We start from the raw sequence: 558 nt of genomic DNA, 5'->3' as shown, positions 1-558 counted from the left end.
CTGCCCGGGGCGGCCTGGCAGCGCTGCAGAACGCACTACACGACGAATCTGATGGCCATCACGCCCAAGACGTCGTGGCCGTGGGTGCGGACACTATTGCATTCGGTGTTCGACCAACCTGACACTGAATCGGTTGAGGCGCAATATGTTCGGATCATCGACGCCCTAGCCGACAAGCTGCCCAAGGTCGCCGAACACCTGGAGAACTCGCGGGCGGATCTGCTGGCGTTCACCGCGTTCCCCAAACAGATCTGGCGCCAGATCTGGTCGAACAATCCCCAGGAACGGCTCAACAAGGAGATCCGCCGCCGCACCGACGTCGTCGGCATTTTCCCCGACCGCTCCGCCCTGATCCGCCTCGTCGGCGCCGTGCTGGCCGAACAACACGACGAATGGGCCGAATCGCGGCGCTACCTCGGCCTCGACGTCCTCAGCAAATCACGCACCGTCGGCGAGACCCAGACAGACAAGGAGGACACCCCCGCGGCACTGACCGCCTGAACCACTACGACGAAGAATCACACGACGACGTCGTACACCACGTCCCTGGACTTGACC

The 558-nt window shown here is 63.3% G+C and carries 1 protein-coding gene; it reads left to right on the top strand.

Features of this window, described 5'->3' with window-relative positions; translation table 11 throughout:
- On the top strand, positions 1-501 hold a 501-nt coding region (locus tag AC5Y47_RS25665), incomplete at its 5' end, for a transposase (RefSeq protein WP_499947066.1).
- Positions 502-558: the final 57 nt, after the last annotated feature.

Source organism: Mycobacterium sp. NGS22 (assembly GCF_059813095.1).
Note: the sequence above shows the minus strand (reverse complement) of the source record. Positions and strands in the feature narration are given on the sequence as shown.